This is a genomic window from Roseibium hamelinense, from assembly GCF_007830545.1.
In the GTDB taxonomy this organism is placed as follows: domain Bacteria; phylum Pseudomonadota; class Alphaproteobacteria; order Rhizobiales; family Stappiaceae; genus Roseibium; species Roseibium hamelinense.
This window is the reverse complement of record NZ_VLLF01000010.1, coordinates 85,644-112,508: the sequence shown is the minus strand read 5'-3', so window position 1 is coordinate 112,508 and position 26,865 is coordinate 85,644. Positions and strand designations below refer to the sequence as shown.

At 57.8% G+C, this 26,865-nt stretch carries 25 protein-coding genes; 4 read left to right on the top strand and 21 right to left on the bottom strand.

Going from position 1 to position 26,865, the window contains the following annotated elements; translation table 11 throughout:
* Positions 1–5: 5 nt before the first annotated feature.
* A complete protein-coding gene (locus JM93_RS18590) occupies positions 6–1,331 on the top strand; it encodes an ammonium transporter (protein WP_145346475.1) in 1,326 nt (441 codons plus the stop codon).
* A 316-nt stretch (positions 1,332–1,647) separates the two neighbouring features.
* Here the strand turns inward: JM93_RS18590 and JM93_RS18585 are convergent, their stop codons facing one another.
* The 10 genes from JM93_RS18585 to JM93_RS18540 form a co-directional block, all read right to left on the bottom strand.
* Positions 1,648–2,322, bottom strand: a complete 675-nt coding sequence (locus JM93_RS18585; protein ID WP_145346473.1) for an HAD family hydrolase — start codon at positions 2,320–2,322, stop codon at positions 1,648–1,650.
* 24 nt (positions 2,323–2,346) lie between these two features.
* Complete coding sequence (locus tag JM93_RS18580) at positions 2,347–3,234, bottom strand: cation diffusion facilitator family transporter (RefSeq protein WP_145346471.1); 888 nt, start codon at positions 3,232–3,234, stop codon at positions 2,347–2,349.
* A gap of 117 nt (positions 3,235–3,351) precedes the next feature.
* Positions 3,352–4,005 (bottom strand): DUF1223 domain-containing protein, encoded by a 654-nt coding sequence (locus JM93_RS18575; RefSeq protein WP_208995314.1) that lies wholly within the window; start codon positions 4,003–4,005, stop codon positions 3,352–3,354.
* 257 nt (positions 4,006–4,262) lie between these two features.
* Positions 4,263–4,883, bottom strand: coding sequence for a DsbE family thiol:disulfide interchange protein (locus JM93_RS18570; RefSeq protein WP_145346467.1), 621 nt, complete (start codon positions 4,881–4,883; stop codon positions 4,263–4,265).
* 2 nt (positions 4,884–4,885) lie between these two features.
* Entirely contained in the window at positions 4,886–5,095 is a 210-nt protein-coding gene (gene ccmD / locus JM93_RS18565) for a heme exporter protein CcmD (RefSeq protein ID WP_341873642.1), read from the bottom strand.
* Positions 5,092–5,859, bottom strand: a complete 768-nt coding sequence (locus JM93_RS18560) for a heme ABC transporter permease (RefSeq protein ID WP_145346465.1) — start codon at positions 5,857–5,859, stop codon at positions 5,092–5,094. The genes ccmD and JM93_RS18560 overlap by 4 nt, the downstream gene beginning before the upstream one ends.
* 82 nt (positions 5,860–5,941) lie before the next feature.
* The gene (ccmB, locus tag JM93_RS18555; protein WP_170230750.1) at positions 5,942–6,601 is read right to left on the bottom strand and encodes a heme exporter protein CcmB; all 660 of its coding nucleotides are present in this window, start codon (positions 6,599–6,601) and stop codon (positions 5,942–5,944) included.
* Between the two features lie 8 nt (positions 6,602–6,609).
* Positions 6,610–7,239, bottom strand: a complete 630-nt coding sequence (ccmA, locus tag JM93_RS18550) for a heme ABC exporter ATP-binding protein CcmA (protein WP_341873644.1) — start codon at positions 7,237–7,239, stop codon at positions 6,610–6,612.
* 138 nt (positions 7,240–7,377) lie between these two features.
* Positions 7,378–9,057 (bottom strand): methyl-accepting chemotaxis protein, encoded by a 1,680-nt coding sequence (locus JM93_RS18545; protein WP_208995312.1) that lies wholly within the window; start codon positions 9,055–9,057, stop codon positions 7,378–7,380.
* 269 nt (positions 9,058–9,326) lie between these two features.
* A complete protein-coding gene (locus JM93_RS18540; RefSeq protein WP_145346460.1) occupies positions 9,327–12,119 on the bottom strand; it encodes a bifunctional aconitate hydratase 2/2-methylisocitrate dehydratase in 2,793 nt (930 codons plus the stop codon).
* Positions 12,120–12,567: 448 nt separating this feature from the next.
* Here JM93_RS18540 and acnA point away from each other — a divergent pair, with 448 nt between their 5' ends.
* Entirely contained in the window at positions 12,568–15,312 is a 2,745-nt protein-coding gene (gene acnA / locus JM93_RS18535; RefSeq protein WP_145346458.1) for an aconitate hydratase AcnA, read from the top strand.
* A 244-nt stretch (positions 15,313–15,556) separates the two neighbouring features.
* Here the strand turns inward: acnA and JM93_RS18530 are convergent, their stop codons facing one another.
* The 4 genes from JM93_RS18530 to JM93_RS18515 form a co-directional block, all read right to left on the bottom strand.
* Positions 15,557–16,339 carry an alpha/beta hydrolase gene (locus JM93_RS18530; protein ID WP_145346456.1) on the bottom strand — a complete coding sequence of 261 codons (783 nt, stop codon included), beginning with the start codon at positions 16,337–16,339 and terminating at the stop codon, positions 15,557–15,559.
* A gap of 911 nt (positions 16,340–17,250) precedes the next feature.
* Positions 17,251–17,667, bottom strand: a complete 417-nt coding sequence (locus tag JM93_RS18525; protein ID WP_145346454.1) for a VOC family protein — start codon at positions 17,665–17,667, stop codon at positions 17,251–17,253.
* A 193-nt stretch (positions 17,668–17,860) separates the two neighbouring features.
* On the bottom strand, positions 17,861–18,301 hold the full coding sequence (locus JM93_RS18520) for a cupin domain-containing protein (RefSeq protein WP_145346452.1): 441 nt from the start codon (positions 18,299–18,301) through the stop codon (positions 17,861–17,863).
* A 44-nt stretch (positions 18,302–18,345) separates the two neighbouring features.
* A complete protein-coding gene (locus JM93_RS18515; protein WP_145346450.1) occupies positions 18,346–18,600 on the bottom strand; it encodes a hypothetical protein in 255 nt (84 codons plus the stop codon).
* A 9-nt stretch (positions 18,601–18,609) separates the two neighbouring features.
* Between JM93_RS18515 and JM93_RS18510 the strand changes: the two genes are divergently transcribed.
* Positions 18,610–18,879 carry a winged helix-turn-helix transcriptional regulator gene (locus JM93_RS18510; protein ID WP_145346448.1) on the top strand — a complete coding sequence of 90 codons (270 nt, stop codon included), beginning with the start codon at positions 18,610–18,612 and terminating at the stop codon, positions 18,877–18,879.
* A 64-nt stretch (positions 18,880–18,943) separates the two neighbouring features.
* Here JM93_RS18510 and JM93_RS18505 read toward each other — a convergent pair whose 3' ends face one another.
* Positions 18,944–20,278 (bottom strand): hypothetical protein, encoded by a 1,335-nt coding sequence (locus JM93_RS18505; RefSeq protein WP_145346446.1) that lies wholly within the window; start codon positions 20,276–20,278, stop codon positions 18,944–18,946.
* A gap of 273 nt (positions 20,279–20,551) precedes the next feature.
* On the opposite strand from JM93_RS18505, the gene JM93_RS18500 reads away from it, so the two are divergent.
* Positions 20,552–21,214: a L,D-transpeptidase gene (locus JM93_RS18500; RefSeq protein ID WP_145346444.1), complete on the top strand. Its 663-nt coding sequence runs from the start codon at positions 20,552–20,554 to the stop codon at positions 21,212–21,214.
* A 6-nt stretch (positions 21,215–21,220) separates the two neighbouring features.
* Here JM93_RS18500 and queF read toward each other — a convergent pair whose 3' ends face one another.
* The 6 genes from queF to JM93_RS18470 form a co-directional block, all read right to left on the bottom strand.
* Positions 21,221–21,688 carry a preQ(1) synthase gene (queF, locus tag JM93_RS18495; RefSeq protein ID WP_145346442.1) on the bottom strand — a complete coding sequence of 156 codons (468 nt, stop codon included), beginning with the start codon at positions 21,686–21,688 and terminating at the stop codon, positions 21,221–21,223.
* Positions 21,689–21,692: 4 nt separating this feature from the next.
* On the bottom strand, positions 21,693–22,421 hold the full coding sequence (gene queE / locus JM93_RS18490) for a 7-carboxy-7-deazaguanine synthase QueE (RefSeq protein WP_145346440.1): 729 nt from the start codon (positions 22,419–22,421) through the stop codon (positions 21,693–21,695).
* Positions 22,418–22,789 carry a 6-pyruvoyl trahydropterin synthase family protein gene (locus JM93_RS18485; protein ID WP_145346438.1) on the bottom strand — a complete coding sequence of 124 codons (372 nt, stop codon included), beginning with the start codon at positions 22,787–22,789 and terminating at the stop codon, positions 22,418–22,420. Before JM93_RS18485 ends, queE begins: the two co-directional genes overlap by 4 nt.
* Positions 22,782–23,471 carry a 7-cyano-7-deazaguanine synthase QueC gene (gene queC / locus JM93_RS18480; protein ID WP_145346436.1) on the bottom strand — a complete coding sequence of 230 codons (690 nt, stop codon included), beginning with the start codon at positions 23,469–23,471 and terminating at the stop codon, positions 22,782–22,784. Before queC ends, JM93_RS18485 begins: the two co-directional genes overlap by 8 nt.
* 110 nt (positions 23,472–23,581) lie before the next feature.
* Positions 23,582–24,622, bottom strand: a complete 1,041-nt coding sequence (locus JM93_RS18475) for a DUF4396 domain-containing protein (protein WP_145346433.1) — start codon at positions 24,620–24,622, stop codon at positions 23,582–23,584.
* Positions 24,623–24,710: 88 nt separating this feature from the next.
* Entirely contained in the window at positions 24,711–26,702 is a 1,992-nt protein-coding gene (locus tag JM93_RS18470; RefSeq protein WP_145346431.1) for a protein meaA, read from the bottom strand.
* Positions 26,703–26,865: the final 163 nt, after the last annotated feature.

Below are 26,865 nucleotides of genomic sequence, written 5' to 3'. Positions count from 1 at the left end.
CCACCATGAACAAGTTCGTCGCAAGAGGCGCGGCATCACTCGGAGCGTTTGGCCTGATGGTTATGCCTGCGCTCGCACAGGACGCCGAGGCGGTCCCGGTCTCCCCGGAAGTCGCCTACATTTTCAATACTCTGCTCTTCCTGATTGGCGGTTTTCTCGTCATGTGGATGGCAGCAGGTTTTGCCATGCTTGAGGCTGGCTTGGTGCGTTCCAAGAACGTATCCATGCAGTGTCTGAAGAACATCTCGCTCTATTCTATTGCTGGTTTGATGTACTGGATCACCGGCTATAACCTGATGTATTCCGGCGTTGACGGCGGATTTATAGGTTCCTTTGGCCCGTACGCTTTCGATGCTGTCGGTGGCGACGCCCTCGATACCGGTTACTCCACTGCGTCCGACTGGTTCTTCCAGATGGTGTTCGTTGCAACTGCGGCCTCTATTGTATCCGGTACCGTCGCCGAACGGATTAAACTCTGGCCATTCCTGTTGTTCGTTGTCGTGCTGACTGGTTTCATCTACCCGATTGCAGGTTCCTGGCAGTGGGGCGGCGGCTGGCTGGCTGAAATGGGCTTCTCCGACTTTGCGGGCTCAACGCTTGTGCACTCTGTGGGTGGCTGGGCGGCTCTGACCGGTGCCATCATCCTTGGCGCCCGGAAAGGCAAATATGCGGCCGACGGCAGCGTTCACCCGCTCCCGGGTTCTTCCATGCCGCTTGCAACGCTCGGCACTTTCATCTTGTGGCTCGGCTGGTTCGGCTTCAACGGTGCGTCGCAGCTGGCAATGGGTTCGATCGGTGACGTAACCGACATTTCCCGCATCTTCGCCAACACCAATCTGGCGGCTGCGTCTGGTGTTGTTGCGGCGGTTATCCTAACCCAGGTGATGTACAAGAAGGTCGACGTAACCATGGCGCTGAACGGTGCTTTGGCCGGCCTCGTCGCGATCACTGCCGAGCCGTTGGCGCCCAGCGTGTGGCAAACCGTGTTCATCGGTGCCGTCGGTGGAGCAATTGTCGTCTTTACCGTACCGCTGCTCGATAAGCTGAAAATCGACGATGTCGTTGGTGCGATCCCGGTCCACCTGTTCGCCGGCATCTGGGGCACTTTGATTGTCCCGCTGTCAAACGATGGGGCTTCTTGGGGTACGCAGATTACCGGTATCGTCGCTTACGGTGTCTTCACCGTGGTTGCTTCCGCGGTTGTGTGGTTCATTCTGAAGGCGGCAATCGGCATCCGTGTGTCGGACGAGGAGGAAGCACTGGGTCTCGACAAGGTCGAGGTTGGTGTCGAAGCCTATCCGGAATTTGGAACAGGTTCGCAGCGCATGTGATGCGTTCGCTATCAACTCCCAACGCGGTCTCGTTGGCTCGGACCGCAACCTTAACCCGGGGTACGCCCCGGGTTTTCTTATTGATGGACCGGATCGCCATCTAGCTGGGAAACGGTCACCGTGTGATATGCATCACAACGAAGCTCGTCATCAATCCCTATGTTAATTACATCAAGGAGAGCAGCCGACCACCTTGATACTGGAAACCCCTTCCAGTTCTGCCGCCGGTCCGCTCCCTGCCCACGACACTGGACCGGCGGCCGCCCCTTTCAGTTCTGCGAAAGAGGGCGGAGCGTGCAAACAATCACGCACCATTTCAATGCTGCCGCAGCGCTGCGGCGATGGTTTCGTGAGAAGGAAATACCTGCGCTGCTCCTGCTTCAAGGAGATCGGTTTCATGCCGCGCATGGCTGTGCCCTCCGCCGGTAAAACCCCAGACAGTCATGCCCGCAGAAACACCGGCCTTCACGCCATTCGCGCTGTCTTCAATCACGAGGCAGTTTGACGGTCCAACGCCCAACTGCCGAGCGGCGAATAAAAAGAGATCGGGCGCCGGCTTGCCCATCGCTACCTGCTCCCCCGAATACACATGGCTGCCGAAGTGGCGCGCGAGCTTCGTTTTGGCGAGCTTTCGATGCAAGCGATCCAGCTGGCTAGATGAGGCAACAGCCTTTGTCTTTCCGTTCAGTCCGGCGAGCAGTCGGTCTATGCCGGGTATCGCCTGCAAATCCGTGTCAAGACGCGCTTCGATTTCGGTATTCATGTCATCAAAAAAACCATCGGGGAAAGGGGTGCCGATTTCCCGAGCGTAAATGGCTTGGACCTCGCGGACATAGGCCCGCGGATCAAGGCCAGTGAAACGCGTCCTGTAAGTGGCGTGGTCGTAAGTAAGGCCCAACCGGCTTAGAAACAGTTGTTCCACCGCGCCGTAGATAATTTCCGAATCGACGAGAACGCCGTCGCAGTCGAACAGGATTGCGTCAAACGCCATGGGCAGCCTCTCAACTCTCTAAAATCAAAGCACCACAATGCCTGAGTGCTTTGCCTTGTGCTCCGGTTCGACATGGATCGTGATGCGTGCGCCGGGAATGTCGGAGGCGATAGCCTCTTCGATCCGATCGCAGATGTCGTGTGCGGTCTCCACTGTCATCGCTCCGGGTACGACTAGATGAAAGTCGACGAAGGTGATCCGGCCGGCCAGGCGGGTACGCAGGTCGTGGGCTTCAAGCGCGCCGTCACCATGTTCACTGATTAGGCCGCGGATCTTTTCAAGCACGTCTTCGGATGCTGCTTCATCCATCAAGCCACTGACAGATTCCTTCATGACGTTCCAGCCCGACCAGAGAACTGTCAAACCAACCAGCAACGCAAGTAGCGAGTCTAACCAGCGCCACCCGGTGGCAAACACCAGCAGGACACCGGCAACAACTCCTAGGGAGCTTGCGACATCAGTATAAAGATGCCGTCCGTCAGCAGACAGTGCAGGTGATCTGTTCTTGCGTCCGAATCCGACAAGGAACCAGGCCCAAAGGCCATTAATCACAGCGGCCAGCAGGTTCACACCGATACCGGTTGCGGAAAAAGAGATTGGCTTCGGAGCGACAAAGCCCTGCCAAGCAGCATAAAAGATTGAGATTGCAGCGAGAACAATCATTACGCCAACAAGAACAGCCGCGAAATACTCTGCCTTGTCGTGTCCATAGGGATGGTTGGAATCAGCAGGCTTGGATGCGAACCAGATGGCAAAGACGGCAGCGCATGACGATGCAACATTGACGATCGTCTCGAGGGCGTCCGACAGAAGCGCAACAGAGCCGGTCAGCCAATAGGATGCCATTTTCAGACCGAGCACCAGCAGGCCTATCGCGATGCTCGCAAAGCCGACCTGCAGCCGAAGGCTCATGAAAACGTCTCCGTGGCCGTGTCCGCGCCTTCGGTCTGGCGCCCGGCCAAACCCCTAGCAGTTTTCACAGCTCAGGCAAGCGAAAGCGGAATGCCATCACCTGTTTTGTGGGGCGGATTAGGACTTGGCATCCCATTGCATCACCCCGGCACCAATGATCCGTCCCGGTCCCGTCTCGTCTTCCAGTTGGATCAGGACAGCACATCGCGTTGCACCGTTTTTCACCATTTCGGACTTTGGCATACGGAAGGTCGCCTTTCCTCCGGACCACATTCCGATTGGCTGTACCGGCTGAGCGATATTGACGTAGGTTATCTGCCGACCGGTATTTTCCCCGCGGCCTATGTCAACTTGTTCGGATTCGCGGATTCGCAGAAAAAAGACTGTTGCCATCTTTGTGCCTTCCGGCAAGGTGCCATCGACAGTCGTTTTAAGACCCATATCAGTCATGGAGACTTCAACAGTTGCCGAGAACGGATCCGCCCGCTTGAGCGCGCTCATCACATCGCCTTTTCGGCTGCCAACCACATGTTCATTGCCGTTGACCACGATTTGCGGCGTGTAGACTGAGCGGTCTCCGCGGCGCGCAGCATAGAGCCGTTGTCGCTCTGAATGCGCCGGCTCGCCGAGCGTGTCTTTCCAGCCGAGATAGTCCCAGTAGTCTACGTTGAGCGTTAATGCCAGAATATCGCTGTCGGTCGCCAGCTCCTTCAGCAGTTTGTCCGCCGGCGGGCAGGAGGAACATCCTTGGCTGGTAAATAATTCAGCCACGACTTTTGGCCGCTCTTGTGCGAGTGCAGGGCCAGCTAGCACCGTGATCGCAGCTGATGCGAAGACAAGGAGCGGCAAGTGGATCCGAGCCGCGCGCTTTTTCCACGATATACGTATTTCTTGGTAGGTAATCATGGCGGTAAACTAGCGAAAAGCTGGATGAAGCGCGAGTCACGAGCTGGTGACACACGTGTGGATGATTGCTTTTCACGTTTCAGCGAACGATGGCGGTGTTTAACGATGTCTCAGGACATTTGTTAGTCTGGAGCACTATCGCGGACTTTGGAAAGTTCAGGCAAGAAGACTGTTTGGTAACTGTCCGGGCTCAGAGGGCCAATGAATTTGTAGCGGATCGTTCCTTCAGGGCCAACGATAAAGGTTTCGGGTACGCCATAGACCCCCCAATCAATCGCCGCACGCCCAGTGTTGTCTGCACCCACACGATCATAAGGATTGCCGAGGCTGCCGAGAAAGCGCCGGGCGTTTTCCGGATTGTCCTTGTAGTTTATGCCGATCATCTGGATGCCGTCGATCTTCGCCAGCTCCTCCAGTAGCGGGTGTTCCTGCCGACAGGGCGCGCACCACGAGGCAAATACATTGACAACCGATACCTTGCCCAGCAGATCCTGCTTTGAGAAACCGGGCATAACTTTGCCCTCAAGTGTTAGGCCTTCCACCGGCGGCAGGCTCTGGTCCGGCGCTTCTTTTCCAATCAACACCGAAGGGATCTGGCTTGGATCATTCCCCAAGGTCAGTTGAAACAAAAACAAACCTGCGAGCGCGCCAAAAATAACCAATGGCAACAGAATAAGGACTGGAATTCGGCGCCGGGGCTTTCCAGATTCCGGCTGTGGTGCGGTGGAGGTGTTCTCGCTCATGGTTAGCCGGAAGTCTCCTCGCTCGCAGGGTCTTGGGACGTGGCGGCGCTTCGTTTGATGCCCTGCGCTTCAAGGTCCGCAAGGTCGGATTTTTGTTTCGCCCGGTCGATCAGTACCCAAAGGATGAGCCCTGCTACGATCCCAAACGTCGTCACATAGGAGGCGATGATAAAGCCCGCGTGCGGGCCAAGGTCAAATGGATTCATCGTCATTCGGCCGGTTGCGGTGCTGCCGTGGCGCTCGCTGCCCGTGGGCCAGCCGCTGCTTTCAATCGCATGGCCCGGACACGACGACGCATCACCTCATTGCGCATCGCCATCAGATGCAACGTGAAAAAGAGTAGGGTGAAGGCAAGAGCCATGACCAGCAGCGGCACCAGGATGTCTGGATGAATGGTCGGCCCGTCCATGCGGATGACGCTTGCCGGCTGGTGGAGCGTGTTCCACCAGTCTACGGAAAATTTGATGATCGGCAGGTTAAGCGCTCCAACGAGAGTCAAAACGGCAGCGGCTTTTCCGGCCTTGATCGGGTCTTCCATGGTACGCCAAAGGGCCATGAGGCCGAGATACATGATGAACAGCACCAAAACGGATGTCAGCCGCGCATCCCACACCCAGTAAGTGCCCCACATCGGTTTTCCCCAGAGTGAGCCGGTGATGAGCGAAATAAAAGTGAACGCAGCACCAAGTGGAGCGGCCGCCTTGGCGGATACGTCCGCGAGCGGGTGCTTCCACACCAGCGTCCCCAGCGACGACAATGCCATGACCGAATAACACATCATGGCCAGCCACGCGGCCGGGACATGGATGAACATGATCCGCACGGTGTCGCCTTGCTGGTAATCCTCGGGCGCCATAAAGAAACTTTTGTAAAGACCGATACCGAAAGCGATCACGCAGGCCGTTACCAGCCATGGAAGCGTCCGATCAACAAGACGCACGAACCGCGTCGGATTTGCGAAATCCCAAATTGCCATGAGATTGTTCTAAATCACCAATTCACGGTCTTCAATGGACAACAGAGCCGCAGCCTGCACTAAATGCAATCAAACCATTGTGTCAGTCTGACGAGAACCGCAATGCAGCGGCAGATGCAAAGGGACCGACGACGGCTGAAATCAGCGTTAGCGCGCAAAGAATCGAAAACGGTGTGAGGAATGGTACCGGATCATTTACCGCGGCATCAGCCGCACTGACCCCGAAGATCAGCACCGGGATCGCCAACGGGATTACAAGCACAGCAAGCAGCAGGCCGCCACGGCGCAAAGTCACGGTCAGGGATGCACCAATGGCGCCGATTAATGTCAGGGCAGGCGTTCCGACGAGAAGGGTGATCGTAACCGCCCCAATGGCAACGGGTTCGAGATTCAAAAAGATCGCAAGCACTGGAGCTGCGATCACAAGCGGAAGGCCGGTTGCCACCCAATGCGCCGCACATTTCACCAGAACGACCAATTCCGTCGGCCGCCCGGACATCAAGATCAGATCCAATGCGCCGTCGTCTCGGTCTGCCTGAAACAACCGATCGAGACCAAGCAGTGTCGCGAGCAGAGCGCCGATCCACAAAACCGCAGGGCCGATGCGGGCAAGGAGATTAAGGTCCGGGCCAACGCCGAATGGGATGACTGTTACCACAGCCAGGAAGAACAGGACGCCAACAAGTCCGCTGCCGCCAACGCGCACGGCAAGGCGCAACTCGCGCCGAAAAAGCGACCCCATCCACCCGGTCATGCCAACTCCGCCGCTTGAAGGTGAAGCTTTTGTTTTTTGCTTAAGGCAAGTTCGGTGTGCGTAGCGGTGATGATCATGCCGCCGCGTTTCAAGTGCAGGTTCATGAGGTAGAGGAGATGAGCTTCCGATGTCGTATCGAGCGCGGATGTGGGTTCGTCCATGAGCCAGATCGGGCGTGGTGTCACTATAAGGCGGGCCAGTGCGAGGCGGCGCCCCTGACCGGCCGACAAGTAAGCCGCTGGTATGCTGGCGGTATGGCCTATCCCGAGCATTTCCAGCGCGGCCAGCGGTGCCTGCGCCGAACCGTCGAAAACCGTTTTTGACATAGGCGCAGTGAAATCGCGCCAAAAACTGAGGTTTTCCAGGGCAGTCAGGGCTGGCTTGTTGGAGTTTTGGTGGCCGAAATAGTGGCAGTGCTCGCCGACAGTAAGCTCAGGATCCCCGTCTTCGACTGTGAGCTCTCCTTCGGTCAAGGAAACCAATCCGGCAATGGTGCGCAACAAGGAAGATTTGCCGATGCCATTTGCGCCGGTCACCTGCAGCGATGCACCGCTTCCAACAGAAAACGACAGTCCCGTGAACACCCGACGGTCACCGCGATCGATCGTCAAATTGTCGGCTGTCAGTTTCAGGGAAAGGCTCCAGGTTGGTCTTGCTGACCCTTGTTAGGTGCCTGAGGCCCGCAAATGCAAGCGCGAAAACCGGCTGTATTAAAAACACCCCGGCTTGGGCCGGGGTGTTTGCGGCGAAATGCAACGCTATTTTTAGGCTGCGCGAACTGTCGACAGGAATTTATCCAGTTCTGAGCGCAGGAACTCTGCCTGTTTTGCCAGATCTCCTGAAGCCTGCAAAACCTGGTTGGCGGTCGAACTCGACTTTTCCGCGGCCTCCGTAACGGTCGCGATTGACCTTGATACTTCGGCCGTACCGGCGGCAGCCTGCTGGATGTTTGACGCAATTTCCTGAGTGGCTGCGGCCTGCTGTTCAACGGAGGCAGCAACGGCCGTGCTAATATCTTTCACACGGCTGATTGTTTCAGCAACGCCATTGATGGCCGTGGCAGATTCGTTGGTCGAAGACTGGATGCCGGCAATTTGCGCCGAAATTTCCTCGGTTGCCTTGGCTGTCTGTGTTGCCAGCTCTTTTACCTCGGCGGCAACGACCGCAAAGCCTTTGCCCGCTTCGCCAGCGCGTGCAGCCTCAATAGTGGCGTTCAGCGCGAGAAGATTGGTCTGCTCAGCAATCCCAGAGATCAGCTCGACAATATCGCCGATCTTCTGGGCGGCACTTGACAGTCCGTGAACCTTGCCGGCCGCGGAATCCGCATCGCGGGCTGCTTCCTCGGAGATTTGATTGGACCGCTCGACCTGACCTGAAATTTCCTGGACGGAGGCGGTCAATTCTTCCGTAGCAGACGCGACCGTCTCCACATTGTGCGACGCTTCTTCAGATGTCGTGGCTACGGTGGAAGACCTGTCTGAGGTCAGGTTGGCCGTCTCTGCCATTTCGCGGGAGAAGCCTTCCAACTGACTCGCCGCCGCTGAGACGGACTGGACGATGCCGCCGACGGCATTTTCGAATTGGCCCGCCATCTCGGTCAGCTGACGCTTGCGTTCAGCTTCGGCTGTCGCCTGCTGCTTTTCTGCCTCTGCGGTCATGCGCGCACTGTTTTCAGCCTGTTCCTTGAAAAAATGCGCGGTCTTTGCAAGGTCGCCGATTTCGTCGGCGCGGTCGGTGCCCGCAATGGCGACATCAAGATTGCCTTTCGCCATCTCCTTGAAGGTGAGGACGATATCCGCGATTGGTTTGGAAATCCCGTAGCGCGAAATCCAAACGCCGAGCACGATACAGAACAAAACGGCCAGCGCTGCAGCAACAACCAGATTAAGGGCGGCCGATTGGGCTTCGGCACTTGCGCGGGCCCGCTCGTCGGCCATGGCCTGCGCCGAATACTGGCTGTAGGCCTTGACCGTATCAGTGACGTTTTTCTGACCGGCCAGCGCAACATCAAGGGCTTGGGAAATCGCCGCTGCGTCTTCCGGCGCCTGTTCCGCCATCTGAATCATTTTTTCAATGTCAGAGAAGTAGGCGGTCAATGCGCTTTTGATCGCAGTGAGTTGCGATTTTTGCTCGCGGTCAGCGACAGCTTCAAGCTTCGGCAGGCGACCGAGCATTTCCTCGCTGCGGCGTTTGTTCTGGGCGTGGTACTCGGAGGCGTTCTCGGTATCCACTGCCAACTGGTAGGTCATCCGGCTGATGGCAACGATATCGATCCGAAGATCCATGGCCTCGCGGGCCGCTTCTTCGGATTGACCAACCTTGTTAAAGGCCGTTGTGACGGCATCGAGCTGATTATAGGCGAACCAGGCCGTGCCGGCGGACGCAACGCTCAAAAGGGTGATAACGCCAAGCATCTTCTTGACGATCGATATATTCTTCAACACTGCCTTCAAACTCCTTGCGCGGCCGGATAAGCGGCGGCGACGTGGAACCTCCCATAACTGATGGGCAGAGCGTTACGGCAACAGTCTTGCGGATTGGTTTACTTTTGAGGCCAGTTTTCTGTTTTCAGCCTGAAAATTTCAGAACTTTCAGCATCTTGGCGCATCCGAGCATGACAGAATAATGACGGCCGCACCACCAGAGCCTGGCCGGTCTTTCCCGATCTCAGGCGCTGGCCGAGCGGCCGCCACTCAACTCGCTTTGTCAGCTCTTAAAAATGAACCGACTTTGGATCGAGCGGCTTCTGGCGCGGCGGGGCGAACTTGGTGAGGTCAATGCCTTCGACCGCTTCCTTGTACTCGTCGATGCTCGGCGTGCGGCCGAGGATGGCGGACAGGACCACGACCGGCGTGGAGGCCAGCAGGCTCTCGCCCTTCTTGTCTTCGGCATCTTCCACGACGCGGCCCTTGAAGAGGCGTGTGGAGGTCGCCAGAACCGTGTCGCCTTTCGCAGCCTTTTCCTGGTTGCCCATGCACAGGTTACAGCCCGGACGCTCCAGATAGAGAATGTTCTCATACTCGGTCCGCGCGGTTGCCTTCGGTGCCGCGTCGTCAAACTCGAAGCCGGAGTATTTCTGCAGAACGTCCCAGTCGCCCTCTTCCTTCAACTCGTCGATGATGTTGTAGGTCGGCGCGGCAACCACAAGCGGGGCCTTGAACTCGACCTTGCCCTGCGCCTTTTCCAGGTTCTTGAGCATGCCGGCCACAATCTTCATGTCGCCCTTGTGCACCATGCAGGAGCCGACGAAGCCAAGGTCGACCTTCTTTTCACCGCCATAGTAGGACACCGGGCGGATCGTGTCGTGGGTGTAGCGGCGGGAGACGTCTTCGTTGTTGACGTCCGGGTCCGCGATCATCGGCTCGTTGATTTCATCGAGGTCGACGACAACTTCCGCGAAGTATTTCGCGTCCGCATCCGGCGTCAGGGCCGGCTTCTCGCCGGACTTGATTTCGGCAATGCGCTTGTCGGCCTTGTCGATCAGGCCCTGGAGGACTTTATTCCCGTTGTCCATGCCCTTGTCGATCATGGTCTGGATGCGGGATTTCGCCAGCTCCAGCGAGCCGATCAGCGTGTCATCGTTGGAGATGCAGATGGAGGCTTTGGCCTTCATTTCCGCGGTCCAGTCGGTGAACGTGAAGGCCTGGTCGGCCAAAAGCGTGCCGATATGCACCTCGATGATGCGGCCCTGGAACACGTTGTCGCCATGCTGCTTCAGCATTTGCGCCTGGGTCGCGTGCACCACATCGCGGAAGTCCATGTGGTCGGCCATGGTGCCCTTGAAGGTGACCTTGACGCTTTCCGGGATCGGCATGGTGGCTTCGCCGGTCGCAAGCGCCAGTGCCACGGTGCCGGAATCTGCGCCGAAGGCAACGCCCTTGGACATGCGGGTGTGGCTGTCGCCGCCGATGATGATGTCCCAGTCATCCACGGTGATGTCGTTCAGCACCTTGTGGATCACGTCCGTCATGGCGTGGTACTCGCCCTTCGGATCGCGCGCGGTGATCAGGCCGAAATTGTTCATGAATTTCATGAGTTTCGGGATGTTCGCCTGGGCCTTAAGGTCCCACACGGACGCCGTGTGGCAGCCGGACTGGTAGGCGCCGTCCACCGTCGGCGAGATGACGGTTGCCGCCATCGCTTCCAGTTCCTGCGCAGTCATCAGACCGGTCGTGTCCTGCGACCCGACGATGTTGACCTTGACACGCACATCCGACCCGGCATGGAGCGTTTTGCCCGGCGTCGAGCCGACAGCATTGCGGTTGAAGATCTTTTCAACGGCTGTCAGGCCCTGGCCTTCGTGGGAGACTTCCTTGGACGGGGCAAACACCTGCGGGGCTTCGACGCCAAGGGTTTCGGCGGCAAATGTCTGCAATTTTTTCCCGAACACGATGGCATAGGAGCTGCCGGCCTTCATGAACTCGACTTTTTGCGGCGTGAAGGCGGATGAGACGTCGGCATGCTCTTCGCTGCCGTCTTCGCTCAAGAGTTTCTTGGTATTGGTGTTGATCTTGAAAACCGTGCCGGTCTCAACGGAGTATTTCTGCTCCAGAACCGGGCTGTCATCGTTGTTGAGGATCGGTTTGCCGTCCGGGCCGAGCTTCTTGACCCAGTTTTTGAGATCAATGCCGATGCCGCCGGTCACGCCAACCGTGGTCAGGAAAATCGGCGAAATGCCATTGGTTCCCGCAACCACTGGCGCGAAATTGACAAAAGGCACATAGGGGCTGGCCGGTTTGCCGGTCCACAGCGCGACGTTGTTGACGCCGGACATGCGGGACGAGCCAACACCCATGGTGCCTTTTTCGGCGACAAGCATCACGCGCTTGTCCGGGTGCTGAAGCTTCAGCGCCTCGATTTCTTTCTGAGCGGCTTCGGAAATCATGCACTTGCCGTGCAGCTCACGGTCGGAGCGCGAGTGCGCCTGGTTGCCCGGCGACAGAAGGTCAGTCGAGATGTCACCTTCGGCGGCAACATAGCTGACGACCTTGATCTCTTCTTCAATGTTCGGAAGCTTGGTGAAGAACTCGGCCTGAACGTAGCTTTCCAGAATGTCCTTGGCGATCTCGTTGCCGGCCTCATAGGCGGCCTTCAGCCGGTCCGTGTCGGCTTCATAGAGGAACACCTGCGTCTTCAAAACGTCTGCGGCTTGCTTTTCAATCGCCTTGCCCTCGCCGAGCGCCAGATCCAGCAGCACTTCGACCGAAGGCCCGCCTTTCATGTGCGACAGCAGCTCGAAAGCGAAGGCCGGAGTGATCTCCGGAACATCGGCTTCGCCCAGAATGATCTCTTTGAGAAACTTCGCCTTTTCACCCGCAGCACTCGTGGTGCCCGGCAAGGTGTTGTAGATGAAAAACTTAAGCGAGTCGGCGCGATGTTCGTTGCCGGTGTCCTTGATCTGCGCGATCAGCTCGGCAACCAATGCGCCGTCTTCAATCGGCTTCGGATGCAGGCCCTGGCCTTTGCGGGTTTCGATCTCGGAAAGGTAATCTGTGTAAAGGCTCATGGGACCCCCGGCGTCATGTCGTGATGGGAAGAGCTTCTCGCGCCGGACCGCACAATTACTGGCTCGCCGGGGAAGCTCGCTGGGCACTACATAATTCAGTATACAACGGTATGCAATCTTTTTTCAGCATCCTGAACGACGGCCCGCACCGGACCGTTTCAGTTCATCTCTTACCTCGGTCGAGCCCGGTTCAAATCCGGCCTGCCGGGTGAAAAGTAAACCTCGCGCACTTACATCACATTGAGATGTCTGGCGATTATAGCCAGAATTTCGTACAACATCCCGCGAATTCGCAGGGGTATGAATGGGGGAGAGGCTCTGTTTATGTCCAATGCGGAGCCGATGGCGGTATAAACGGCTTTGCTCAGTGTAAAGCCAGTTCAGAGTGTAGACCGGAGGTTGGCAGGATGCGGCCAAACCGTCCGGCCAATGAAGGAGACCACGCGCCGTGACCCAGTCCCTCGACAGCTTCAAGTGCAAGACAACGCTCAACGCTGGTGGCAAGACCTACACCTATTTTTCCATCCCAGAAGCGGAGAAGAACGGTCTTGAGGGTGTCTCCAAATTGCCGTTCTCGCTGAAAGTGGTGCTTGAAAACCTGTTGCGCTTTGAAGACGGACGGACGGTGACCAAAGAGGATATCGTCGCCTGTGCCGAATGGCTGAAGACGCGCAAATCCACCCACGAGATTTCCTACCGGCCCGCCCGGGTTCTAATGCAGGATTTTACCGGCGTCCCGGCTGTTGTTGACCTTGCCGCCATGCGCGATGCGGCAGTGAAACTCGGGGGCGATCCCAAAAAGGTGAACCCACAGGTGCCGGTCGACCTCGTCATCGACCACTCGGTTATGGTCGACTATTTCGGCACCGGCGATGCCTTCAAGAAAAACGTCGAACTGGAATATGAGCGCAACGGCGAACGCTACGAGTTTCTGCGCTGGGGCCAGTCCGCCTTTGACAATTTCCGCGCTGTGCCGCCCGGCACCGGCATCTGCCACCAGGTGAACCTGGAGTATCTGGCCCAGACCGTCTGGACGAAACAGGAAAACGGCGAGGAAATCGCCTATCCGGACACACTGGTCGGCACGGACAGCCACACCACTATGGTCAACGGCCTTGCGGTCCTTGGTTGGGGCGTCGGCGGTATCGAGGCGGAAGCGGCCATGCTCGGCCAGCCGATTTCCATGCTGATCCCGGAAGTCATCGGCTTCAAGCTGACCGGCAAGCTCAACGAGGGCATCACCGCCACCGACCTGGTTCTGACAGTCGTACAGATGCTGCGCGCCAAGGGCGTGGTCGGCAAGTTCGTGGAATTCTACGGCCCGGGCCTCGATAACCTGTCTCTCGAAGATGCGGCCACGATCGCCAACATGGCCCCGGAATATGGCGCGACCTGCGGCTTCTTCCCGGTCGACACGGACACGCTGAAATATCTGGAAGCGACCGGCCGCGACAAGGACCGGGTCGCGCTGGTGGAAGCTTATTCGAAGGCGCAGGGTATGTTCCGTGATGGCGGCGAAGAGCCGGCCTTCACCGATACGCTCGAACTCGACATCTCCACCGTCGTGCCGTCGCTGGCCGGACCGAAACGCCCGCAGGACCGGGTCACCCTGTCCGATGCGGCGCCGGAATTTGCAAAGGCGCTCAAAGAGATCAAGGGCACGGGCGGCCCGGCCAGTGTTCCCGAAACAGCGCAGGAATCCCGCTTTGTCGATGAGGGCGCGACCGGCGTTCTCGACAAGGCGCACCAGCGCTATGCGGTGGAAGGCAAGGACCATGGCCTTGCCGATGGCGATGTGGTGATCGCGGCGATCACCTCTTGCACCAACACCTCCAACCCGTCCGTTCTGATTGGTGCCGGTCTGGTGGCCCGCAAGGCGCTGGAAAAGGGGTTGAAGGTCAAGCCGTGGGTGAAGACCTCGCTCGCGCCCGGCTCGCAAGTGGTCACGGATTATCTCGAAAAGGCCGATGTCCAGAAGGATCTGGATGCGCTGGGCTTCAACCTGACCGGCTACGGCTGCACCACCTGCATTGGCAATTCCGGCCCGCTCGACCCGGCGATTTCCAAGACCATCAACGACAATGATTTGGTGGCCTGTTCGGTCCTGTCCGGCAACCGCAACTTCGAGGGCCGGGTAAACCCGGATGTACGCGCCAACTATCTGGCCTCGCCGCCGCTGGTCGTCGCCTATGCGCTGGCAGGGTCCATGCACATCAACGTCGCCGAAGATTCGCTCGGCGAAGACCGGAACGGCAACCCCGTCTATCTGAAGGACCTCTGGCCGACGACGGAAGAGATCACCGCGCTGATCCGTTCCTCCATCACCGAAGAGATGTTCCGCGAGCGGTACTCTGACGTCTTCAAGGGGGATGAGCACTGGCAGGCAATCAAGGTCGAGGGCGGCATGACCTATGGCTGGCCGGCCGGGTCCACCTATGTGCAGAACCCGCCTTATTTCGAAGACATGACCATGGAGCCGAAGCCGCTTGAAGACATCGAGAATGCGGCAGTCATGGGCCTGTTCCTGGATTCAATCACCACCGACCACATCTCGCCGGCCGGCGCGATCAAGGAAAACAGCCCGGCCGGGCAATATCTGGCCGAGCATCAGGTCGCGCGCAAGGACTTCAACTCCTACGGCTCGCGCCGGGGCAATCACGAGGTCATGATGCGCGGCACCTTCGCCAACATCCGCATCAAGAACCAGATGGTGCCGGGCGTTGAAGGCGGCGTCACCATGAAGGACGGCGAGAAGAAGTGGATCTATGACGCCTGCATGGAGTACCAGGAAGCGGGTCGCCCGCTGGTCGTCTTCGCGGGCAAAGAGTACGGCACCGGCTCGTCCCGCGACTGGGCCGCGAAAGGCACCAAGCTTTTGGGCGTGCGCGCCGTCATCGCCGAGTCCTTTGAGCGTATCCACCGCTCGAACCTTGTTGGCATGGGCGTCGTCCCGCTGACCTTCAAGGACGGTGAAAGCTGGCAGTCGCACAACATTACCGGTACGGAAAGCGTGACGATCAAGGGCATTGCCGACATCCAGCCGCGCCAGATGATGGATGTGGAGGTCACCTATGCGGACGGCTCAACCAAGACCATTGAGTGCCTGTGCCGTGTCGATACGCTGGACGAGCTGGAATACATCAAGGCCGGCGGCATCCTGCACTACGTGCTGCGCAACCTCGTGACGGGGTGAAGCAGAGAGGAATACCCCAGAGCGGCCTCAGGGCCGCTTTGGCGTTTGCTGAGCCGGATTTGATGAATACCTTGCTTCCGGTCGGGATCGATGCTCGCCTCGCACTCCGTCATCCCATGGCTTGACCATGGGATCCATTCCGTGGTCGCGCCCCAAGCACAATTTGTCATGTTGATGGGACGGCGTGGATCCTCGAGCAAAGCCCGGGGAAATCCTGTTTGTTGCACAGTCTCGGCGGGCCGTCTCAGGACCCGGCGGACGCGGCGCGCGTATCCATCCAGTCGGCGCACAAAGCAGCGATCTTCTCCCATCCTGGTTCCATGAACAGGAAGTGGGCGTGATCCGGAGCCACATGGAACGTGCCCTTGTCGCCATATTGTGCAGCGATCCACGCGCCAACCTGATGACGGACCGCCCGATCCTCTTCGCCCGATACAACCAGAACCGGACATGTGACCTGGTCGAAGGCAACTTTTGTGGCCTGAGTGTCGTCAAACATCCAGAAAAACAGCTCGAACATGACCCGGCCGGACTCAGGGCCCAGCTGGTCAAAAACTGCATGCTGTTCGGCTTCGCTCAGTTTGTTCAGAGCGAAGGGCGCCATCAGATCGAAGTCGACCCGCATCGGTTTTTCCCAAAACGGCCCCATCTGCATGAATGCCTTGGCAACGGCGCGTTCATCATCTGTCTCGGGCAAAAGGCCCCAGGGAGCGTTGGGGTTGATCAGCACCAGCCCGGAAGCAAGGCCGCGGGCGGCAACCTGTTGCGCGATCGTTGCGGCAATGGCATGCCCGAGGAGAATGGGTGGCTCGTCGAGGGATGCGGCAAGCTTTGCTATGTCATCGGTGTAATCGGCAACGCTTGTCTGGGCAAAAGCGGGATCGGTTTCGGCTGCCGGATCGCCGTCATGGAAGCGAAGGGCGGGTGTGTGGCACGTCCAGCCGCGGTCTGCGAAAAACCGCCGATAGTTTTCAAAGCTCCAGGGCCCGGCAAAGGCCCCATGGATCAGGATGACATGCTTGGCCACTGATTTCGGTCCTCTTTGACATTTTGAACGCTGCAGGTCTGCCCCAGTCGGTGGGACGGAGGTTTGCGTCTCTTTTTCAAAGATGCAAGCCCGGTTTTTTCACCTGGGGTGTTGCGTGTCAGCTATCGCAGCGGAGAGAGGTTCAACATCCAGTTTGGCCGCTACACTCTTGACGTTTGGGGCTACAGCCGTCCGGGCTTTGCAAAACACCGTATATCATCTCTGGGAGAAGCCACGCCAACGGCCGCGGACAGCGCCGCTATTTGCTGGTGGGCTCCGCGCAATCCGTATCGTTGAATTGTCAGATTACCGGGGATTGCTTAGAAAACGCAGTGCCGGTGAATCTTTGAAAAAATTGCATTGCAGAATATATGAATTACCAATTATCCATTAGTACTATTAGAGTAACTGATAATTGAGAAAGAAGATTCAATCATTATTGCTATATATTTGTATCCAAAATTTGGATATTTCCTAGTGAGTTGCAATTTATTGTGGGTTGTTTGTGCTCTGTGTAGATTTCGTTATCTGATATTTCTTCGCCGGAATGAGTTGATGGCGACAGTCTCCAGGTGTGTTTTTGATTTGCAATCAATTTGTCAGGGTGGGTCGAACAGTGCCCGCACATCTACAGATTTGGAGTGAGAATTGACTTGTTCGCACCCCCATTCCCGCTGGCCGTGTTGAACTGGAACGGTTTGGACTTCGGATCTGCGCAGTGTTTGCCCGGGATGACAATCCGGGGTGCGGCGGGGTTTGTACCCTTTCCGGTCGATCCCTATGCGTTGGTTTCTGCAAGATGTCATCCCTGCCCCGCGAAGCGGAGATGTGCGGGGATTAAGGCTCATTTGGTGTTAATACCGTGCGGTATGGACGCTTAGAGCGCGAGGTCGCGGTTCCAAAAGCCTGCATCAGCTTACCTGCTGGTGCACCTCGATGACATTGCCTTCCGGATCGTGGAAAAAAACCTGGTGCCATTCCTTGGCAAAGGCGGTGCCATAGTCGGAATAGGGGATGCCGCGCTCGTTCAGGAGTTTGAGAAAGGCGGCGATATCATCCGTGCGGAAGGCGATATGGCCGCGGTCGACTGGGTTGATCACCTGACCGTTCTTGAACGCAACGTCCAGCGCCCGTTCCGCCAGATGCATTTGCATCCCGCCATCGGTGGCAAAGCGGATCTTGCCGTCATAGCCCGCATTTGTTGTGGCCTCGGTGCGTGGAAATTTCGACTGGGGGATGTCGTCAAGGCCAAGTACGTTCGTGTAGAAATCGTGCATGCGGTCGACATTTTCGGACACGAAATTGATGTGGTGAAATTCCAGTTTCATCGCCGGTCGGAGCCTTTTCATCTTGGGGCTTTGGCGGCGATGGTACTGGTTGGATTGCCGGTCCGCCAGATCCAAGACCGGATCTGACAGACTGGACAGGCTTGATTATTCGTGCCGGTCGATGCGGCCGGTGACGGATTCCTGGCCAGGGCGCGATATCAGGCGCCGGGATTTACCGCCGATAAGCTTGCGCTCACTCCGGGAAAGCGATGTCGCGGGCGCCGTCAAAGTCGAGAATATTGATGCACACTTCAGGACCGGCGCAACGGTCCGCGTGAAGATCGCCGCCCTTGATACGGCCATAGGCGTCCTGACCGGTTCTCATTTCCTGGCCGTCTGCATCGATATGAACCCAGGTGCCCTGCACCGCCAGACCCCAATAATCATTGGTATGGGTGTGCGGCGGGATGGAGGCGCCAGGCTGAATGCGGAACGCAGAAACGGCAGTCTCATCGGCTTCATTGCCCCAAAGAATGGCCATCTCGACGCCTTCGACACGGGCATGTTCCCAAGCGACATCTTCGAACTTGAAGATGTGGCCGTCGCCGTGGCTGCCTCCAGCCTGCGCAAGTGCTGTAAAGGCGATTAGCCCGGCCGCAGCCAGCAGGCTTTTAAAAGGGGATAACATGAGCATCAGTTTCTCCTATGCGTCTATGGGGAGTGGGGAAAGAGCTTGCTTCAACTGCCAAGCGCTTCTTTAAGGAAAGCCGCCGCCTGAGAAGCAGCGGTCCGGACAATCGCAGGGTCATCGTAGATGTCTGTCTGACCTTTGGATTGGATGGCCGCGCGTTGTTTCTGTCCTATTACGGCGCTGTAGAACTTGTCTGCCCGGGCGGGGTTCAGCGCGTTCGGCCCATGGATCATCAGGAACGGTAGGGTGAGCCGCGGCGCTGCGCTTTGAACGTCGAATGTCAGAAAGTATTCGCGCTTCAAGACGGCCCGATGCGGTTCGGTGCGCTGCAAAGGAAGATCGAGGGTGTTTCGCAAAAAATGTTGTCGCAGGCCCTCCGCAATCTGGAAGCCGATGGCTTGGTCCTTCGCAAGGCTTTTGATGAAATGCCGCTGAGGGTTGAGTATCAGCTCGCCGAAAAAGGAACGAGCTTGTTGCCTCTCATTCATGCAATCAAGCGCTGGGCGGAAAAGAACCTGGCCTATGTAACCAAGGCGCGGGAGGCTCATGGCATCTCCCAGAGAGCTTCGTTAGGCAGTTAATATAGCCGGTTCAGCGATCGTTCCACCGGCATGCGTAAAGCCGCTGAGATAATTGGAAATGCGGTTAGGCCACAATGCCGGCGCCTAAGGCGGGGGTAGGGGCTTCGGCTGCGCCAGAAGTGGAAATGGTGATGGAGACCGACGTTTCCACCGACACGCTGCTCACAACCATGCTGGAGCTTATTGTCCGGGTGCCGTTTTCCGCACCGTCGGCTGCTAGTGGGGTGTGCTCGCCAACGCCGAGGAATTGTTTCAGGTCGTCGTCATCCAGGACAGTGAACCCCTCAAGCAGCTTGACGAGTACATCGAGCATGCGTTCGCGGTTTTCCTCGTCTTCCATGTCGACCAATGCCTCAAGGGATTTTGCGAGCATTTTCAATTCTTCGAAAATCTTGGTCAGTTGCTCGTGTTCGGCGCGCATGGTTTCCTTGCGGCCTTGCCGGTACAGGGTGTCGGATTGGTGCTGAAGATCAGCGTAGGCGTAGACCGCAGCTGTGTTGAAAGCCGCATCATTGGCGCGCTGCACCGCGCCCTGTAATTCTGTCATAACCCCTGCAAAGCCGGTAATCACCGGCAGGCTATCCTCACGACTGGCCGCAAGCGGCTGACTGACAGCTTTTTCGTTTCCAGCTTTGTCCTGCCCGGAATAGACCGGACTGGTTTTCGCTGAGGGTTGGGTTGAGACAAATGCCTCATGTCCGCTCTCTGCCCGGCTGGCTGGCGTTTTAATCGTCTTAACACGCTGTTCTCCTGCCGGGGATAGGTCAAGAGAAGCGGGCGTTGTGGCGGGACCCTGCAATCTGGCAAGCAGCGTGTCGGTGATCTTCGAAACGGTGTCTAGAAGATCAGCCTGTGCCTGTTGTGGATTGGTGAGCGCAAGTGCAGTGGCGTCTGCCGCGACATCGACAGCAGCGTTGGGGAGGTCAGGGCCGATCTTCTCAGCTGCCTTTCTCAACTCAATCGATGCGGTGCGGAAGGTTTTGGCCAGTTGCTGCAGTTCCTTCAGCATTTTTTCCGCTTTTTCCGGCGTCACGAATTTCAGCATCTCCTTCATGCGCTCGATCTGCTGGGTGAGGCGCTCGATCCGCAACTGGCGCTCAGCGTCCGCACCATCTTTAACTGCCCTGGACAAGGTGCTGTTGAGATCCACCGCATCCTTGAAATCCTTGAGGATGTCGGCGTCTTTGCTGTTCTGAGAAGCGTTGCCGCCGCCGGTGTTGCTGGATGATGTTGTCGCTACCAGCGTCTCGGCCAGTTGTTTCGTCTTGTCCGCTGCTTTTTCGTCGCGCTCTTCGGTTTTGTCTGCTGGCAGCGTGCGGGCTGACGGAAGACTCTTGCCCTTCATTTGAAGAGCAAACTGCTGCTGTTCCGCACGTTGAATGATCGAAAAGACAGACATTGGCCAGCGCCTTGCGTGTGCTTTTTTGATCTTCTATCAATGCGGGGCGGTCCTTAACAAAGCGTAAAATTCTACCAGTGGGTGTAGTTCGGCGCTGGCGCAAGACTATCCATGAAAACGAGGACACCACCCCTCACGCCACTGTGACGGCACGCATTTTTAAAATTCACGTAAGGTTAACCATAATCTTGTTGCTTTATTTGCAATGCCGGTTCCCGGTGCGTCCAGGCGCCGGGCACGAATCGCCGCTGTTTGAAGGGGAATGGGTCCATTATGCTAAAGACATTTAGCCGCCGGGCGGTGGTGATCGGGCTACCACTTGCGCTGGCTGCCTGCCAAAGCAAACAAAGCAGTGTGGTTCAGGCAGGCTTGACGCCGCGATCTGACGGAACACCTAATTACGCGAGTGCATACGCTCCCGTGCGCGACGGCGGGTTCAACCTGCCGGGCATCGATTATCAAAATTTCGATCCCCAATACCTTCGCCAGACCGTTTTCTACCCGTCCCGCTATCCCGTCGGCACGGTTGTGGTGGATCCGCGCAAAAAGTTTCTCTACCTGATCCAGCCAGGAGGACGGGCGATCCGTTACGGTATTGGCGTTGGCCGGGCCGGCTTTGCCTGGAACGGGGAAGCTGAAATCCGCTTCAAGCGGGAATGGCCAAAATGGTTCCCGCCCGATGAAATGATCGAACGAGAACCGCATCTCGAAAAGTACCGTGACGGACAAGATGGCGGTCCCAGCAATCCGATTGGTGCGCGCGGGCTTTATCTTTGGCAGAATAACAAGGACACGCTCTACCGTATCCACGGTACCAACCAGCCGTCCAGTATTGGTACAAATGCTTCCAGCGGCTGTATCCGCATGTGGCAGCAGGACATTATCGACCTTTACAAACGGGTCGAGCTCGGCGCCAAGGTTGTCGTGCTGAGCTGATCGGGATCAGCCGCGGCCCCGATAGGGTTGGACACCCTGCTCCGGGATCCATACCCCTTCCGGTGCCGCGCCGGTTTGATAAAACACATCAATCGGGATGCCGCCGCGCGGGTACCAGTACCCACCGATGCGAAGCCATTGCGGTTCGAGAAGATCGATGAGCCGCTTTGCAATAGACACTGTGCAATCCTCGTGAAACGCGCCGTGATTGCGGAACGATCCGAGAAACAGCTTTAAGGACTTGCTTTCAACCAGGAAATCCTTCGGCACATAGTCTATGACCAAGTGGGCAAAGTCCGGGGCGCCGGTCAGCGGACACAGCGAAGTAAATTCGGGCGCTACAAACCGCACCATGTAACCAGTGCCAGCCTGAGGGTTGGGCACCTTTTCCAGAACAGCGTCTTCCGGTGAAAGCGGCAGATCGGTTGCGGAGCCGAGCTGAGTGAGGTTTTCGTAAATCGACTTGTCGGACATTCTATTAAACGCCTTTGAGATTGCCCCAGATGAGGGTGTGAAGCTGTGGCAGCACGGTTGCGTCAAACCAGCGGTCTGCGGAGACTTTCCCGATCAGCCAGCGCATGCGTTCCATGATGCCGTCCATATCAATGGTGGTGTCATCTTCCGCGGGCGCTGCGGGCGTGTGGTTGCCAGGCTGGAGGTAAACCGGCAAATCCGGATGGCGGGCCACCGCGTCTTTGGCAAACGCATAATCAGCCTCGTTAAAGATCACGATTTTCAGCGCAAGCCGGGTGTTCGCGCCGGCGGCAGCAATGCAATCCTGAAATGCGTCCCAATCGGGCTCCATGCCGCTCGACGGCGGCTTCGGGCTGAGCGTCAGGACATCGAGATCCGCAAACCAGTCCTTTGCCAGACTCCCTTGGGTTTCCAGTCCGAATCGGTAGCCCTTTTCACGGCCCAACAGGATCAGGCCCCCGAGGGGCTGGATCGCCGGATTGCCGCCGGAGAGTGAAACGGTCAGCGGTGTCCCGCCCGAGAGCCGCTCGACTTCCGCAAAAATCCCGGCCGCATCCATTGGATGCCAGTCATGGCGGTAGCTGCTGTCGACCGCATGCAGCGTGTCGCACCAAGAGCATCGGTAGTCACAGCCTCCCGTGCGTACGAACACGGTCGGCTGGCCGATCAACGCGCCCTCGCCCTGGATGGTTGGGCCGAAAATCTCGCTGACCCGGATCAGGCTCTCGCTCACGCTGCAATCCCTATCGGGCGGTATTCGGCACAGGTCTTCGGCGTTTCCTTGACCCGGACCGCGGAGGTCTCCGGCCAATGCTGCCTGCACCAGTTGTAGAAATGCCGGGCCATGGTTTCCGCTGTCACACAATCATCCCCGAGCACGTCGTTCAGGTGCCGGTGGTCAAGACAGTCATCAAGATAGGTTTTGAATGCGCCGAGCTCCCGGTAGTCGCGGACAAAACCGATCCGGTTCAGCTCCGAAGATTCCAGCTCAACCTCGACCACATAATTGTGTCCATGGAGACGCGCGCAAGGGTGGTCCTCTTCCAGTCCGAAAAGCTGGTGGCTGGCGGAGAAATGAAATTCCTTGGTAATTCTAAACATCGCAAGCTGCCTTCCAGAAGTCCGAATCCGCATAGTCCGTGGGGTCGATCCCGCCAGCGAGATGAAACGCTTCGCGCCGTTCCACGCAGGTTCCGCAACGGCCGCAATGGATGGCGCCGCCCTTGTAGCAGGACCAGGTCTTCCGGTAGTCGACGCCGAGTTTCAAACCTTCGGCCGCAATCGCATCCTTGGGTTTGTGGACATAGGGCGTGTACAGCTTGACCTCGCCTAGGCCGTCGAGGGCATGACGTTGCATGGTCTCGAAGCTTTCGGTGAAGGCCGGGCGGCAGTCGGGATAGATGAAGTGATCGCCGCCATGAACTGCCGTTGCAACGGCTTCAGCCCCGCGTGCAGAGGCAATTCCATAGGCAATGGTCAGCATGATCGCATTCCGGTTCGGAACCACCGTAATGCGCATGCTTTCTTCAGCATAATGTCCGTCCGGCACCTCCACATCATCGGTCAGCGCCGAGCCGGTCAGCTGTGCACCGATATGGGCAATGTCGATCAGGACATGTTCGGTTTCCAGGTCGTCGGCACAGGCCCTGGCGAAGTCGAGTTCTTTCTTGTGCCGTTGGCCATAGTCGAATGACACGAGCCCGATTAGCTCGTGCTCTCGCGCAACCTTGTGCGCAAGGGTGACAGAATCCATTCCGCCGGAACAGATGACAAGTGTTTTCAATTTTGGTCCCTTGTTTTCGCTGGCACCGGGTAGGCTGCGACCGGTGAACTGTCCATTGAACAGATGTGGCGCCTTTTAACAGGCTCGGCGGAAAAGGGAAGGGGACCAGGCTAGAAACGGATCGGAACAAATATGTTCGTGACCAGCCCTGCCCCGATCAAAAGCACGAAACTTGCCAGGATCAGGAGGATTTGGATTGCCATCGGCAGGGATTTCATGGCCATCCCGCCATGCCCTTCATGGCTGCCGCCGAGCTGGTGGCTGGCATGGTCATGATCCATATTCCCGTGCATGGCGTGCAGGCCGTGCCCGGATTCAGGCGCATCCTTGTCTGACATCGTGTGGCCTGACATATCGTGGCCGCCATGGCTCGAATGGTCCATTTTACCGTGATGATGATGGCTCATGCCGCTGCCGTGACCGCCATGGTCATGGGTCATACCCGTTTCAGACACGATGGAGTGTTCCGGAGACCGGTGGCCGATCGAGATCGTGTCGGCGCCGGGAAGGGTCATGCAGCCGTGTTTCAGATTGGCTGCAACCAGCCAGTAGTTCACCGGGAAGGCGGTGATCAGACCGACAACGGAGGCCAGACTCATGCGAAACCAGAATTCGGCCGAAAGCGGATCTGTCGAGCCGGGCCAGATCGCTGCAAACACAATCATGGCCGGCAACATGCCGAACATGACGCAGTTCATCGAAACCGTTTCGGCAAAGATGGTTTTCCTGACGGCGAGCCAATAATCGCCATTATACATGCCGCGCATCATCAAGGCCTGAAAGATGAACAGTCCGCAGACAAAGCCCGCAATATACTCGAAGATGCTGTCCCAGCCGTTGGTCAGTCCGAGAAGTGGAACAATCGACGCGGCGATCAAAATTCCCGTTGCATCCCCCGCAAGACAGTGCATTTCGCTGTTGATGCCCTGTTTCCAGGGAACGTTGGTGAAGGCATCATGTCCTCCGGGAAACGGTCTCCGGCAGGCCAGCAGATAGACAAAACAGCCGACAGGGCCGGTATAGGCGACAACCAGAATCCAGGCGAATTTCTGCACCCAGCTGGTAACGCCGTTGAAGATCGAATCCCAGATGACGAATATCAGGCTGGCGGCGGTAAGAAGAAACCAGACAGTCATGGCCCCTTGAAGCATGGGCAGGTCCCGCGTCTTGATGTTGGTTTTACTCTACCCGTCCCTTGCTTGATCTCCAGTGATTATTGAGATTTCTGCATGAATCTGCTCAGGCCGCCTTGTCGGCCCGGGCCGAGACGATTTTCACGACGTCGCCCATAATGTCGGTCAGCTGGAAGTCCTTGGGCGTATAGACAGCTGCCACGCCCATGGCCTTGAGTTGGGCCGAATCCTCGTCCGGAATGATTCCGCCGACCACGACCGGGATGTCATCGGCACCCGACGCGCGCAGGCGATCCATGACGTCGCGCACAAGGGCCAGATGCGATCCGGACAGGATCGACAAGCCAATCACATGGACATCCTCTTCAATCGCCGCGTTGACGATCTGGGCCGGGGTCAGGCGGATGCCCTCGTAAACCACTTCCATGCCGCAATCGCGGGCCCGGACGGCGATTTGTTCGGCCCCGTTGGAATGGCCGTCAAGCCCGGGCTTGCCGACAAGGAATTTCAGACGCCGGCCAAGGGCTTTCGACAGCGTGTCGACATCGGTCCGGACGGCTGCGAGATCACCCGCATCGTCGCTGACCGACTGGCCGACGCCGGTCGGGGCCCGGTATTCGCCGAAGACTTCGCGCAAGGTGCGGCCCCATTCGCCGGTGGTAACACCCGCTTTTGCTGCGGCGATCGAAGGCTCCATGATATTGCGGCCTTCGCTTGCCGCCGACTTGAGATCCGCAAGAGCCGCGTCAACAGCGGACTGATCGCGGGCCTCGCGCCAGGCCTTCACCTTCTCGATGGCTTCGCCTTCGACATGCTCGGGTACGGTTAGGATGCCGCCATCCTCGCCGGCCGCCAGCGGTGAAGGTTCGGACTCGATGTATTTGTTGACGCCGACGACCACCTGATCGCCGGTCTCGATCCCGGCCAACCGACTGGAATTGGCTTCCACCAGCTTGCGTTTCATGTAGCTGGATTCAACCGCTGCGACGGCGCCGCCCATGGCATCGATGCGCGCAAGTTCGTCCCGCGCCTCGTCCTTGAGCGCCTCGACCTTGCGGGTGATTTCCGCCGAGCCGTCGAAGATATCCGCATATTCCAGAAGGTCGGTCTCGTAGGCGACGATCTGCTGCATCCGCAGGGACCATTGCTGATCGAACGGGCGCGGCAGGCCGAGCGCTTCGTTCCACGCAGGCAACTGGACGGCCCGGGCCCTTGCATTCTTGGACAGGACCACAGCCAGCATTTCGATCAGGATGCGGTAGACATTGTTTTCCGGCTGCTGCTCGGTCAGTCCCAGCGAATTGACCTGAACGCCATAGCGGAACCGGCGGTAGCGTTCGTCCTCAACGCCGTAGCGTTCGCGGCAGATTTCGTCCCAAAGTTCGGTGAAGGCGCGCATCTTGCACATTTCAGTGACGAAACGCATGCCGGCATTCACGAAGAAGGAGATGCGGCCGACCGCTTTCGGGAAATCCTCTGCCGGAATGGCACCATTTGCCTTCAGCCCGTCCAGTATCGCGATGGCGGTTGCGAGCGCAAACGAGAGTTCCTGCACCGGTGTCGCACCTGCCTCCTGCAAGTGATAGGAGCAGACATTCATCGGGTTCCATTTCGGCATTTCCGAATAGGTCCAGGCGATGACATCCGTGGTCAGGCGCAAAGACGGCGCTGGCGGAAACACGTAGGTGCCGCGCGACAGGTATTCTTTGATAATGTCATTCTGCGTGGTGCCGGCGAGGAGCTTTCGATCCGCGCCTTGTTCGTCGGCAGCAGCGACATAAAGCGACAAAAGCCAAGGCGCCGTCGCGTTGATTGTCATGGAGGTGTTCATCCGCTCCAGGGGAATCTCGTCGAACAGCGTCCGCATGTCGCCAAGATGAGCGACCGGTACGCCAACCTTGCCGACCTCACCGCGCGCCAGAAGATCATCCGGGTCGTAGCCGGTTTGTGTAGGGAGGTCGAAGGCGACGGACAGGCCGGTCTGCCCCTTGGCCAGATTCCCCCGGTACAACTTATTCGACTCCGCTGCAGTCGAGTGTCCGGCATAGGTCCGGAAGATCCATGGGCGGTCGCGCCCCTGTGGCTGTGCGTCCGACATGTGTTTTTCCTCCTCAGGTGCCCACGCAAGGCCCTGACAATGCAGTCCGGGCAATCTTGTACAGGATGCAAGAATGGCCCTGAGCTTCCTTTAACGTCAATCCTGCCGGTTTTGTGCCCGACTGGAAAGGGTTTTTATATGCAATGCAAAAAGTGACTTGGCT